Annotated in this window: 15 protein-coding genes; 12 read left to right on the forward strand and 3 right to left on the reverse strand. The window is 68.7% G+C overall.

Features of this window, described 5'->3' with window-relative positions:
* The first annotated feature begins 8 nt into the window (after positions 1 to 8).
* The 8 genes from ACK4FB_RS05780 (at position 9) to ACK4FB_RS05815 (ending at position 7,928) form a co-directional block, all read left to right on the forward strand.
* Positions 9 to 392 (forward strand): DUF2946 family protein, encoded by a 384-nt coding sequence (locus ACK4FB_RS05780; protein ID WP_409748995.1) that lies wholly within the window; start codon positions 9 to 11, stop codon positions 390 to 392.
* A gap of 73 nt (positions 393 to 465) precedes the next feature.
* Positions 466 to 2,535, forward strand: coding sequence for a TonB-dependent receptor family protein (locus ACK4FB_RS05785; RefSeq protein ID WP_409748998.1), 2,070 nt, complete (start codon positions 466 to 468; stop codon positions 2,533 to 2,535).
* A 4-nt stretch (positions 2,536 to 2,539) separates the two neighbouring features.
* On the forward strand, positions 2,540 to 3,889 hold the full coding sequence (locus ACK4FB_RS05790) for a PepSY-associated TM helix domain-containing protein (protein WP_409749001.1): 1,350 nt from the start codon (positions 2,540 to 2,542) through the stop codon (positions 3,887 to 3,889).
* 16 nt (positions 3,890 to 3,905) lie between these two features.
* Positions 3,906 to 4,388 (forward strand): copper chaperone PCu(A)C, encoded by a 483-nt coding sequence (locus ACK4FB_RS05795; protein WP_409749004.1) that lies wholly within the window; start codon positions 3,906 to 3,908, stop codon positions 4,386 to 4,388.
* A gap of 53 nt (positions 4,389 to 4,441) precedes the next feature.
* Positions 4,442 to 4,669 carry a hypothetical protein gene (locus ACK4FB_RS05800; protein ID WP_409749007.1) on the forward strand — a complete coding sequence of 76 codons (228 nt, stop codon included), beginning with the start codon at positions 4,442 to 4,444 and terminating at the stop codon, positions 4,667 to 4,669.
* Positions 4,666 to 5,148, forward strand: a complete 483-nt coding sequence (locus ACK4FB_RS05805; protein ID WP_409749010.1) for a PIN domain-containing protein — start codon at positions 4,666 to 4,668, stop codon at positions 5,146 to 5,148. The genes ACK4FB_RS05800 and ACK4FB_RS05805 overlap by 4 nt, the downstream gene beginning before the upstream one ends.
* On the forward strand, positions 5,148 to 6,245 hold the full coding sequence (ychF, locus tag ACK4FB_RS05810) for a redox-regulated ATPase YchF (RefSeq protein WP_409749013.1): 1,098 nt from the start codon (positions 5,148 to 5,150) through the stop codon (positions 6,243 to 6,245). The genes ACK4FB_RS05805 and ychF overlap by 1 nt, the downstream gene beginning before the upstream one ends.
* A gap of 57 nt (positions 6,246 to 6,302) precedes the next feature.
* Positions 6,303 to 7,928 (forward strand): Na/Pi cotransporter family protein, encoded by a 1,626-nt coding sequence (locus ACK4FB_RS05815; RefSeq protein WP_409749016.1) that lies wholly within the window; start codon positions 6,303 to 6,305, stop codon positions 7,926 to 7,928.
* A 3-nt stretch (positions 7,929 to 7,931) separates the two neighbouring features.
* On the opposite strand, the gene ACK4FB_RS05820 is transcribed toward ACK4FB_RS05815, so the two are convergent.
* Both ACK4FB_RS05820 and ACK4FB_RS05825 read right to left on the reverse strand, forming a co-directional pair.
* Positions 7,932 to 8,126, reverse strand: a complete 195-nt coding sequence (locus ACK4FB_RS05820) for a hypothetical protein (RefSeq protein ID WP_409749018.1) — start codon at positions 8,124 to 8,126, stop codon at positions 7,932 to 7,934.
* A gap of 173 nt (positions 8,127 to 8,299) precedes the next feature.
* Entirely contained in the window at positions 8,300 to 9,022 is a 723-nt protein-coding gene (locus ACK4FB_RS05825; RefSeq protein WP_409749021.1) for a Crp/Fnr family transcriptional regulator, read from the reverse strand.
* Between the two features lie 162 nt (positions 9,023 to 9,184).
* Here ACK4FB_RS05825 and ACK4FB_RS05830 point away from each other — a divergent pair, with 162 nt between their 5' ends.
* The 4 genes from ACK4FB_RS05830 to ACK4FB_RS05845 all read left to right on the forward strand — a co-directional run bounded on the left by ACK4FB_RS05830 (position 9,185) and on the right by ACK4FB_RS05845 (position 10,679).
* Complete coding sequence (locus tag ACK4FB_RS05830) at positions 9,185 to 9,460, forward strand: hypothetical protein (RefSeq protein ID WP_409749024.1); 276 nt, start codon at positions 9,185 to 9,187, stop codon at positions 9,458 to 9,460.
* Positions 9,461 to 9,898 carry a BLUF domain-containing protein gene (locus ACK4FB_RS05835; RefSeq protein WP_409749027.1) on the forward strand — a complete coding sequence of 146 codons (438 nt, stop codon included), beginning with the start codon at positions 9,461 to 9,463 and terminating at the stop codon, positions 9,896 to 9,898.
* Between the two features lie 4 nt (positions 9,899 to 9,902).
* Entirely contained in the window at positions 9,903 to 10,301 is a 399-nt protein-coding gene (locus tag ACK4FB_RS05840) for a response regulator (protein ID WP_409749030.1), read from the forward strand.
* Between the two features lie 72 nt (positions 10,302 to 10,373).
* The gene (locus ACK4FB_RS05845; protein WP_409749033.1) at positions 10,374 to 10,679 is read left to right on the forward strand and encodes a winged helix-turn-helix transcriptional regulator; all 306 of its coding nucleotides are present in this window, start codon (positions 10,374 to 10,376) and stop codon (positions 10,677 to 10,679) included.
* Positions 10,680 to 10,688: 9 nt separating this feature from the next.
* On the opposite strand, the gene ACK4FB_RS05850 is transcribed toward ACK4FB_RS05845, so the two are convergent.
* Positions 10,689 to 11,789, reverse strand: coding sequence for a DUF2855 family protein (locus tag ACK4FB_RS05850; RefSeq protein WP_409749036.1), 1,101 nt, complete (start codon positions 11,787 to 11,789; stop codon positions 10,689 to 10,691).
* Between the last annotated feature and the right edge of the window lie 304 nt (positions 11,790 to 12,093).

Genomic DNA, 12,093 nt, shown 5'->3' on the forward strand with positions numbered 1-12,093 from the left:
CCCATCCCATGACATCGCGCGCGGACACCTGGTCGCTGTGGCGATCGCTGGCCTTCCTGGCCGCGGTCTTCGCCATCGTGCTGGGCGCCCTGCTGCCCTCCGCCGCCCTCGCCGGCTCCCGCGACGGCCGCCCCATCGTCATGTGCTCGGCCCAGGGGCCCAAGACCATCCGCGTCGGCGGCGACGGGGAGCAGACCTCGGGTCTGAAGGACGCCCGCTGCGCCTTCTGCATCCCGGCCCACACCCCCGCCCTGCCCCCGCCGTCCCCGCCCCGGCTGCTGCCGGTCCTGCGTCCCGCGACCACCGTCGCCTGGACCGCCGCCGCCCAGGCCGCGCCGCCCCCGGCCCGCGCCCCGCCAAGGCCCTACTCCACCGCGCCCCCTCTGATCTGAACGACTGCAATCTCACCGGCGCGCCTGATCGCATCAGCGCGCCCTGACGCTTCCGTTCAGGATTCCAGACTCCATGACCTTCACGACCTTCGCGGCGCCGCGTGCGCTGCTCATCGCACTGCCGCTGGCGGGCGCCCTCGCCTGCCCCGCCCTCGCCGCCGACGACCAGCAGCCCACCACCGTGGACTCCGTCATCGTCACGGCCCGGCCCGATCCCGACGATCCGCCCGTGGTGGCCGAGGCCCGCGCCCGCCTCTCCCGCACCCCCGGCGCAGTCTCGGTGGTCGCGGCCGAGACCTGGGAGGACCGCTTCGCCCAGGGCTTCTACGACACCCTGCGCAACGTCCCCGGCGTGCTGGCCCAGAAGCGATACGGCGAGGAATCCCGCCTCTCCATCCGCGGCTCCGGCATCGCCCAGGGCTTCCATCAGCGCGGCGTCCTGTTCGCCCAGGACGGCGTGCCCTTCGCAGACGCCGACGGCTTCTCGGACTTTCAGGCCATCGACGCCATGAGCGCCCGCTACATCGAGGTCTACAAGGGCGCCAACACCCTGCGCTTCGGCGGGGCCCAGCTGGGCGGGGCGGTCAATCTGGTCACCCCCACCGGCGTCACCGCCAATTTCGACAACCAGCTCCGGCTCGAGGCCGGCTCCTACGACAGCGTCCGCGCCTGGGGGGCCGTGGCCCGTGAGTGGGGCGGCTGGGACCTGTTCGCCGCCGTCTCCGGCATGCAGTCCGACGGCTACCGTGATCACAGCGACCAGCAGCAGGCCCGCATCACCCTCAACGCCGGCCGGTCCTTCGGCGAGGACCGCGCGGTGCGCCTGGTCTATCAGGCCGCCGACATCCGTCAGGACATCCCCGGCGCCCTGACGCTGGAACAGGCCCTCACCACCCCGGAAATGGCCAACCCCGGCGCCGTGGCGCTGGATCAGGCCCGCGATCTGGACGTGAAGCGACTGACCCTCCAGACCCGCTGGCGCCTGAACGACTCCACCGTGTTCGAGGGCGCCGTCTGGGGTTGGCGAAAGGATCTCTGGCACCCGATCTTTCAGGTCCTCCAGTCCGACAGCCACACCGCCGGTCTGTTCGGCCGCTTCGACTGGACCGGCCAGCTGGGCGGCATGCGCGCCGACCTGTTCTACGGCCTCAGCTATCGCGACGGTCAGGCGGATGTGCAGCGCTACATCAACACCGCCGGCCGGCCCGGCGCCCTGACCGCCGACGGCGTACAGGACGCCTCGGGCCTCGACGTCTTCGCCGAAGGCCGCCTGTTCGTCACCGACAATCTGGCCCTCGTCGGCGGCGGCTCTTTCGGCCGCGCGACCCGCGACTACCGGGACATGCTGAATCCCGCCAATGACGACGCCATTACCTGGGAGTGGTTCTCGCCGCGCCTCGGCCTGCTGTGGGAAAGCGACGACGGCGCCCAAGTCTACGCCAACGTCACCCGTTCGGTGGAGCCGCCTGCGTACGGCGCGCTCGTCCAGGCGCCCCTGACCGGTTTCACCCCGGTTGATATCCAGGACGCCTGGACCGCCGAACTGGGCACGCGCGGTCGTCGCGGCGCCCTCAGCTGGGACGTCACCGTCTATCGCAGCCGGATCGACGGCGAGATCCTGAACTACATCGTCGGGCCCGATATTCCGGCCGCTGCGTTCAACGCCGACCGCACCATCCATCAGGGCCTCGAGGCGGGTCTGGAGTGGATTCTGCCGGTGGATCTGGTGGGCGGCGTCCCGGTGCTGCGCCAGACCTACAACTACAACGACTTCCATTTCGACCGCGACCGGCTGTGGGAAGGCAACCGGCTTCCCGTCGTGCCCGAGCATCAGTACCGGGCCGAGCTGGCGTGGCGGCATCCGTCGGGCCTGTTCCTGACCCCCACGGTGGAATGGCGCATCGACGACGTCTGGGTCGACTACGCCAATACCCTCAAGGCGCCGTCCTTCGCCGTCTGGGGCCTGAACGCCGGCTTCGACTTCGCCAATGGCGTCACGGTCTTCGTGGACGCGCGCAACCTCACCGACGAACGCTACATCAGCGAGTTCAGCGCCGTCACCGACGCCCGCGCGGCCTCCACCGCCGTCTTCATGCCGGGCGAGGGCCGCTCGGCCTTCGTCGGCGTCAGCGCGAGGTTCTAGGCCGATGGGCGATCCGAAACCCCACATCCTCTCCGGCGCCTACCGGGCGGTCTGGCGCTGGCATTTCTACGCCGGTCTGCTGGTCCTCCCGGTGCTGTGCCTCATGGCCCTGACCGGCGCGCTCTATCTGTTCAAGGACGAGATCGACGCCGCCGTCTATCGTCCGTACGAACGGATCGAGGCCGGACAGCAATGGGCCTCGCCTGACCGCTGGACCGCCGCCGCATCCGTGGGCGTCGGCGGCCGGGTGATCAATGTGCGGGTTCCGGATCGCCCGGACCGCGCCGTGCGCCTGACCGTCCGCCGCCCCGACGGCGAACAGCGCACCGCCTTCGTGAACCCCTATGATTCCCAGTATCTGGGCGCCGTCCGCTACGGCGGCGTGACCGAGATCGTCAAACAGACCCACAGCCTCGCCATCATCGGTCCCTGGGCCAACCTGCTGGTGGAGATCGTGGCCGGCTGGGCCCTCATCCTCGTGGCCACGGGCGTGTTCCTGTGGTGGCCGCGCAAGCGCGAGGCGGGGGTGCTCACGGTGCGCGCCACGCCCCCGTCCGCCCGGCCCTTCTGGCGCGACGTCCATGCGGTGACCGGCCTGTACGCCGGGGCCGTCATCGCCTTTCTGGTAGTCACCGGCATGCCCTGGTCCGCCGTCTGGGGCGACCGGGTCCTCGGCCTGATCCGCGAGACGGGCTCGGGCCGTCCCCCCGCCCCCGCCGCCGCCAGTCCGTGGATACACGCGGAGCATGACGACCACCCCGCCGGCGTCGGCTGGACCATGGAAGGCGCCGCCCTGCACGGCGGCCCCGATTCCAGCCATGGCGCGGGCGGTCTGGCCACGGTGCTGGCTGCAGTGGAGGCCGAGACTTTGCCTCGACCCTTCACCGTCACCATCCCCACCGACCCCTCCCTGGCGTACACCGTGGCCCGCGAAGTCAAGCAGGTGGAGGACACCCGCACCCTCTACATCGGCGCCGACGGCGGCCTGCGCGCCGACATCCGCTACGACCAGTTCGGCCTCGGCGCCAAGGCCTTCGAATGGGGTATCGCGGTCCATCAGGGCACGCAGTACGGCTGGATCAACCGCTACATCATGCTGGGCGGCTGCATCGCCGTCTGGCTGCTGGCCATCAGCGGCGTGATGATGTGGTGGAAGCGCCGGCCGCCAAGCCTGTCGCACCGCCGCCTCGGCGCCCCGACCGCCCCGCCCGGCCCCCGCGTCCGCGCCGCCGTTCTGGGCGTCGTTTTGCCTCTCGCCATAATTTATCCCATGACGGGGGCCAGTCTCATCGTCGCCCTGGCGCTCGACCGCCTGGCTCGTCTGATCCGGTCCCGCACCGCGATCCGCGCATAAGAAGGAAATCATCGAGATGACCCTCCCCAAGGCCGCGCGCCGCCTCGCCCCGTTCGCCGTCCTCTTGCTGGCCGCCTGCGGCGGCGGGAATTCCGCTCCGGAAGGCCCGGCCGTGGTCCAGGCCGAGGACGCCTGGTGCCGCCCCACGCCCAACGGCGTCTTTGTGGGCGGATGCTATGTCACCCTGATCTCCAGCCGCGACGACCGCCTCGTCTCGGTCGCCTCGCCCCTGTCTCAGGTGGTCGAGATTCACGAGATGCGCATGGACGGCGACATGATGCGCATGAACCAGCTGGCGGACGGGCTGCCCCTTCCCGCCGGCGAGACGGTGCAGATGCGCCCGGGCGCCGAGCATCTCATGCTCATGACCCTGTCCAATGCTCTGGAGGACGGCCAGGCCGTGCCCCTCACCCTCACCTTCGAGCACGCCGCCGCCGTCACCGTCGAGGCCCAGGTCCGCCAGCCGGAAGACGCAGGCGCCGATCACGGCGAGCATTGACACGAACTTCGTGAAACACGACCTTCGTGTTCATGAAGAACGTCACCATCAGCATGGACGACATCGATCTGGCGTGGGCCAAGGCGCAGGCCGGTAAAGAGGGTGTCAGCGTTTCACGCTGGATCGCGGGCCGCGTGGCGCGCGAGCGGCAACGCCCCTCCGATTTCCACGCCCAGATGCTCGCGGTGATGGAAACCCCGCTGGCCCCCATGAGCGACGGAGGACGGACGTTCAACCGTGAGGAAATCTATGATCGGCGCTTCATGAAGCGGTTCCGATGACGGCGCTGTGCTTTCTGGACACCAACATCCTGCTTTACCTCAATGACGACGTCGACGCCCGAAAGCGTGAACTGTCGCAGCACATCGTCCTGGCCCTGGCCGAGACGCGCGGCTTCGTGGTCAGTCCGCAGGTTCTGAACGAGTATTACAACGTCGCGATCGGTAAGCCCGGCCAGTACGAACGACGCCACGTCTATCGGGAGAACGTCCGGCGTTTCAGCGCAGCCTGCACGGCCCCGTTCGACGAGGCTGTACGCGAAACCGCATGGGATTTTCAGGAGATCACCAACTATCACTGGTGGGATTTGCTGATCATCGCCTCAGCCAGCCGCGCCGGGTGCCGCTATCTCTTGACCGAGGACATGCATCACGGTCATGAGCTTGGCGACCTCACCGTGGTGAACCCCTTCTTCGCCGAACCGTCGGAACTGTTCGAGAAGCTGGACATACCCGCGCCCCTGTTTCCGCTGGAAGACTAATGTCCCTGAAAGTCGCGATCGTCGGCCTGCCCAACGTCGGCAAGTCCACCCTGTTCAACGCCCTGACCCAGACCGCGGCGGCCCAGGCCGCCAACTATCCGTTCTGCACCATCGAGCCGAACACCGGCGACGTGGCGGTGCCCGAGCCGCGTCTGGACGTGCTGGCGTCCATCGCCGGCTCGAAGGAGATCATCCCCTCGCGCATCACCTTCGTGGACATCGCCGGCCTGGTGCGCGGCGCGTCCAAGGGCGAGGGCCTGGGCAACCAGTTCCTGGCCAACATCCGCGACTGTGACGCCGTGGCCTTCGTCGCCCGCTGCTTCGAGGACGACGACATCACCCACGTGGAGGGCCGCATCGACCCGCTCAGCGATCTCGAGATCATCGAGACCGAGCTGATGCTGGCCGATCTGGAAAGCCTCGAGCGCCGCGTGATCCAGGTCGAGAAGCGCGCCAAGGGCGGCGACAAGGAATCCCAGGCTGCGCTCAAGCTGATGAACCTGGCGCTGGACAAGCTGCGCGCCGGCAAGCCCGCCCGCACCGCCGAAATTTCAAAGGAAGACGAGAAGGCCTGGCACATGCTCCAGCTTCTCACCGCCCTGCCCGCCCTCTACGTCTGCAATGTGGAGGAAGACTCCGCCGACAAGGGCAACGCCCTGTCCGACGCCGTGGCCGCGCGCGCGAAGGCCGACGACGCCAACTCCGTGGTCATCTCGGCCCGCATCGAGTCCGAGATCGCCATGCTGGAGCCCGAGGAGCGCAAGGAGTTCCTCGAGACCCTCGGTCTGGAGGAGCCCGGCCTCAACCGCCTGATCCGCGAGGCCTACAGCCTTTTGGGTCTGCAGACCTATTTCACCGTCGGCCCCAAGGAAGCGCGCGCCTGGACCATCCCCATCGGCGCCACCGCGCCCCAGGCGGCCGGCGAGATCCACACCGATTTCGAAAAGGGCTTCATCCGCGCCGAAACCATCGCCTACGATGACTATGTGGCGCTGAAGGGCGAGGCGAAGGCCCGCGAGGCCGGCAAGCTGCGCGCCGAAGGCAAGACATACGTGGTCAAGGACGGCGACGTCCTGCACTTCCTGTTCAACACCTGACCCCTCTCCCTCCTGTCGGGAGGGCGGCCGGATGAAGCGACGATCGGGTGAGACGTCATGACTCTGGATGTGTTCGCCTCCCTGCTCGGCGGCGTCGGTCTGTTCCTGCTCGGCATGTGGCTGATGACCGAGGGTCTGAAGCTGGCGGCCGGCGGCGCCCTGCAGGCGATACTGGAGTCCTGGACCCGGTCCGCGCCGCGCGGCTTCCTGGCCGGGGTCCTGATCACCGCCCTGCTGCAGTCCTCCAGCGCCGTGACCGTCGCCACCCTGGGCTTCGTCAACGCCGGCCTGCTCAGCCTGGCCCAGGCCGTATGGCTCATCATCGGGGCCAACGTCGGCACCACCATGACCGGCTGGCTGGTGGCGCTGGTGGGGGTGAAGATCGACGTGGCGGCCCTGGCCCTGCCCCTGATCGGTCTGGGCATGCTGGGGCGGCTGGCGTTCCGCGGCCGCTCTCGCCTGTTCGGCGCGGCCCAGGCCATGGCCGGGTTCGGGGCCTTCTTCCTCGGCGTCGGGGTGCTGCAGGGCGCCTTCGCCGATCTGCTGGGCGACATGGGCCACCTGTTCACCGGCGACGCCACCTTCGCCGCCCTGCTGATCGCCCTGGCCCTGGGCGTGCTGGTCACGGTCCTCACCCAGTCCTCCAGCGCCGCCATCGCCCTGGCCCTGACCGCCGCCGCCAGCGGCGAGATCCCCCTGTCCATGGCCGCCATGGCGGTGATCGGCACCAATATCGGCACCACCTCGACGGCGATCCTGGCCGCCCTCAGCGCCACCCCGGCGGCGCGGCGGGTGGCGACCGCGCACGTGATCTTCAACGTCACCGCCGCCACCGGGGCCCTGCTGCTGCTGTCGCCGCTGCTGTGGCTCAGCACCTGGCTCACGTCCGGCTTCAATCCCGGGGCGGACACCCCCGCGATTCTGGCCATGTTCCACACCCTGTTCAATCTGCTGGGCGCCGGGATCATGGCCCTGATGGGCACGCGGCTGATCACCTTCCTTCAGAACCGCTTCGTGTCCGCCGAGGAAAGCCTCGCCCGGCCCCGATATCTCGACCCCACCCTGGCCAAGGTGCCGGATCTGGCCCTGCGGGGGCTGGTGCTGGAGGTGGAGCGCATGCGCGAAGCCGCCTTCGCCATGGTCGCCAGGCGGCGGGAGGCCGGGGCGGGAGCGGCGGCGACCGACCCGGGCCGGCTACTGCCCCTGGGGCGGGCGATCCGCACCTTCATCGGCGAGATGAGCGCCGGCCCCCTTCCCGACCCTGTGGCCGACGCCCTGCCTGACGTGATCCGGGCCGTCCAGCATCTGGAGGAGATCGAGCGCATGAGTCTGCGCCTGGGGACGCCTCCGGCGGACATCGTCGCCCTTTCCGCCGGCTGGCCGACCCTGCGCCGGGCCCTGAGCGACAGCCTGACAGGGCCCGGCCCGGACGCCGCCGACCCGGAGCTGGCGTATGCGCGCCTGATCCAGAGCGCCGAACAGGCCTATCAACAGGTCAAGACCGATCTGCTGCAGGCCACCGCCCGCGGGGCCCTGCCGGTGGGCCGGCTGGATGACGCCCTGGACCTGGCCGACGCCGTCCGGCGCTGCGCCGAGATGGCCGCCAAGACCCACCGCCGCCTTGGCCCCTGGGAGGGTCACCCCGACACCGCCCACCAGGAGGCGCAGGCCGCCGCGGGCTGAGGTTCAGGGTTCAGCGTGGTCTGCGGTGAGCGTGGCGATCCGCTCGTCGCCGCGAAACACGTGCGCGGCGACGGCGCTGGGATGCTCGGACATCAGGCGGCGGGTCTTCTCCACGGCGGTCTCCGCGTCATCCACCGACAGCGGCTCCATGTGCGGAACGGACGACAGCCTGGACTCGATGAAACAGAAGTAAGTCACGGTGTGCCCCAGACCAAACGCGAGAGGTTGCGGCGGGCGATGCCGGTCTCTCTCAACCGCCGACGGCGTCGGCGACGACGGACCCTGACACAAGGCCGCCTCAATCGCCCAAACATAGGTTGCAAAGGCGAAATTAATTGCGACGGTCTGAGTCGCCCATCCCGCGCCGGGGGTCAGCTGCCGTTTCTCAGCCGCCGGTGCAGATAGTTCTCATCGAACCCGGCGATCTTGATCAGCCGCACCGGGTCCTCGATGATCAGGCTGCCCCGCTGCAGCGTCATGGCGCCGCTGGCCCGCAATTCCTTCATCACCCGGTTCAGGTGGACCGGCGTCATCCCCAGGGAGTCCGCCAGCAGGGCCTGGGACAGCGGCAGGGCGAACGGGGGCTCCAGCGTCAGCCCCACATTGCGCGCCCTCAGGTACAGCTCGCACATCAGGTGCGCCACCCGCTCGATGCTGGCCCGCCGGCCCATGCTGGTGATCCACGCCCGCATGGTGCCTTCGTCGATCAGCTGGCCCAGATACATCGCCTTGGCGATGCCCCGGTGGTCATGCATCATCTCGTCCATCGCCATCCGTTCGATGGTGGCGACCGCCGCCGGGGTGATGGTCTGGATGCTGTGGTCCATGGCCGCCAGCAGGCCCGCATGCAGGTCGCAGGAATCCCCCGGCATCATATAGGCCAGAACCTGCCGCGCCCCGTTGGGCAGGATCTTGTATCGGCAGGCCCAGCCCTCCAGCACCACGAACACCGGGCCGGGGCGATCGCCCTCCCGGATCAGGTCGTGCTTGGCCGTGTATTTCGCAGGCGCTGCGGTCGCGGCTTCAAGCACGGCGACTTCACGGGCGGAAAGGCTGGCAAAACCGCTCAGCTTGTCGATGAAACGGTTGCTCATGGGGAACCATCCCATGTCTCGCGGCATCTACATATTGATCAAAGTTATAGTTCAATGTTGATCTAGGTGATAGTCGGGGGGCTTCCGCTCACGATATCTCTGCACCCCGTGGGCTTGCGCCGAGCTCCGGCGGCCGAAACCGCGCCCGATCCGGAGTCCTCCATGCCGTCCGACAGTTCAAACGACAACGGCCCGCGACACGCCACCGACGCCTGCGGCCAGGCCGCCCTGCTTCTGGTCGAGAGCCTCATTCATGGCCTCATCGCCCGCAAGGTGATCAGCGTGAGCGACGCCGTGGAAATCGTGGAGGTCGCCGCGGAGGCTGAGGCCGAGATCGAGGCCGGGCGCCATGCGGCGCCCGCCCCGCCCCGCCAGTCCGCCGCCCTCCTGGAGGCTATCAGCGGCAGCCTCAGCCATGACCTGGCCGGGGACGTCTGAATGGCGCCCTCGATCGACCGAACCCTGTGGCGTCTCGTTTACAGAAGCGACTCCTGCATCGACCACGCGGACACCGAAAGCCTCGACGAGATCTTCCGTACCTCGGTGACCAACAACCGGCGCGATGGAATCACCGGCTGCCTGGCCCTGCCGGATGGAAAATTCGTCCAGGTCATCGAAGGAGCCAGGTCGAAAGTGGGCGCCTTGATGGATCGGATCCGGGCGGATGTCCGTCATCGGGAGCTTGCCGTTCTGGACGAGTGGGCGATTCAGAACCGCCTGTTCACCGGCTGGGCCATGGCGCGGCCGGACCCCACCCCGCTGAACGATCAGGCTTTCAGGATCATCACCCGGACCGGCGGCGGGGCCCAGGTCACCGGCCTGTTGTCCGGCCTCACCGAGCAGACCGAGACCCTCTTCCGCAGCGGGTCCTGGTGAGGGCGTGACGCAGCACCCCGGTTTGAGCACCCCCGACACCTGCGTCCTCATCGCCGAGGACGAGGGGCTGATCGCCGCCCTCATCGAGATGACGCTTGAGGACGAAGGCCTGACCACCAGCATCGCCTGTTCGGGCCGCGAGGCGGCGGCGACGATCAGGGCGCACCCCACCGGGTTCCAAATCCTGGTGACCGACATCCGGGTCGGCGATCCGCCCGACGGCTGGGCCATCGCCGAGGCGGCGCGCGCGGCCAATCCGGCCATCGGCGTGATCTACATCACCGGCGACAGCATGAGCGACTGGCGGACCAGGGGCGTCCCCCACAGCATTCTCATCCCCAAGCCCTTCATGCCGTCGCAGGTGGCCGCCGCCGTGCAGACCCTCCTCGACCAGGCCGCCTGACTGGCGGTTCAGCAGGCTGCGGAACGCCCCTTCTCCCTTGAGGGAGACGGAAACCGCGCCCGTAAACAGGGCGTGGCCGCCGCGTTCCGCGTTCTGGAGGGCCGCTGGAAGATGCTGATCCTCTTCCATCTGTTCGGCGGCGCGGTGCTTCGCTTCTCCGAACTCGAGCGCGCCATTCCCTCGGTGTCCCAGAAAATGCTGATCCAGCAGTTGCGACAGCTTGAGACCGACGGTGTGGTCGAACGCACCGTCTATCCCGAAGTGCCGCCGAAGGTGGAGTACAGGCTCACCCCCTGGGGACAAGCGCTTTGCCCGGCTCTGGACGCCATCCTGAAGTGGGCCGAGCAGCGGCCGGAGGTCGGGCGGTCGCCGGCCTGATTCCAGCCCTCAGCGCACCAGCCGCACCACCGCCCCCTCCGCCGCGTCCGACACGCCGTCGGCCAGGGCGCGCACCACCTTGGCGGCCTCGTCCAGCCCCTGATGCTCGACGATGCGGATCCACGGCGCGGCCGGGTCCACCACCCGTTCAAAGAACGCCCGCTGGTCGGCGAAGAACCGCTCGTAGAACGCGCGCAGCGTCCCCCGCTCCCGGTGGGCGTCCAGACAGGTGGCGGCGAAGAAGAACTGAGGCTTCGGCCCCGCCAGTTCAGGATCATCCGTCGGAAAGGCGTCGCCCTGGGTGGACCCCACCAGACAGTCATAGGTCAGGCTCGCCCCGAACCGGGAGTGGACCCGGCGCCGCAGGTCCGGATCGCCGGCCAGATCCAGATACAGGGTCGGCACGTCCGTGGGCAGGGTCTCGATCTCGTCATAGCCGTGCACCGCCTGATAGGCGCCCAGCCCCTCGACGAAGGCCCGGTTGCGCGCCCCCGTCAGGGCGATCAGCCCCACGTCGTCACCGGCCATGCACCAGGCCGCGCCATAGGCGGTCTTGGACGAGGCGCTGGACACCACCACCTGTTTCGCCCCGAAGAAATCGTGCTCACGCAGGAAATCCACCGCCGTATAGGAGGTGATGAACAACGGCCGGAACAGCGCCTCCGGGTTCTCCAGCGCTGCGTCATAGTTGGCGTCCGCGGCGCACAGCACATAGCGGTTGTAGATGTCAGGCACCGCCTTGCGCCACGGCGCGGCGTCGGCGAACCCGCCCTTGCTGACTTTCTCGGCCTGGACCACCAGCCGGTCGGCCATGGGGAAATAGCCGAACACCCGCGCCCCCACCGCGATCCCCTCGGCCCGGGACGCCACAACGTCGGCGAAGCCCCAGACCGGCATCAGCCCATAGTCGTCGCGCCCGGTCGGAAACACCCGCCAGTAGCCGATGGAGTCCCCATAGGCCGCGTAGGTGATGTTGTTGGTGGTCAGCGAGAACCGGTCCAGCGCCAGCACCACCTCGCCCTCCCCCGGCTCGGGCGCAGCCACGGACTCCAGCAAGGTCTCGCCGAAATCGGTCTTCCGGGTCATCAGTCGGCGGTTCAGATCAGACATGGCGGCCTCCTCGCGCGTTTCCTGCGTGCAGCCTAGCGGACAACGCGGTTGACGCAGGAGAAGGTTCGGGCCGCAAAATCCCGCATTTTTCGTCGCCAATGCATTGCGTAATAACGCCTCGCCGCCTCCAGACCCTGTTTTTCATCCCGCTGCTCGGGGGCGCCGGATAATGGCGGCATGAGCCCTGTCCCCATTCCTCCCGCCCCGCGCCGCCCGTCCCAAAGCGCCCGCGATTTCTCCGCCGCCAGGTCCGCCTATCTGGCCGGCGCCGAGGCCGAGGCGGTCTGCCGCCGCCACGACATCC

It is taken from the genome of Brevundimonas sp. (genome assembly GCF_046299535.1).
GTDB lineage: Bacteria > Pseudomonadota > Alphaproteobacteria > Caulobacterales > Caulobacteraceae > Brevundimonas.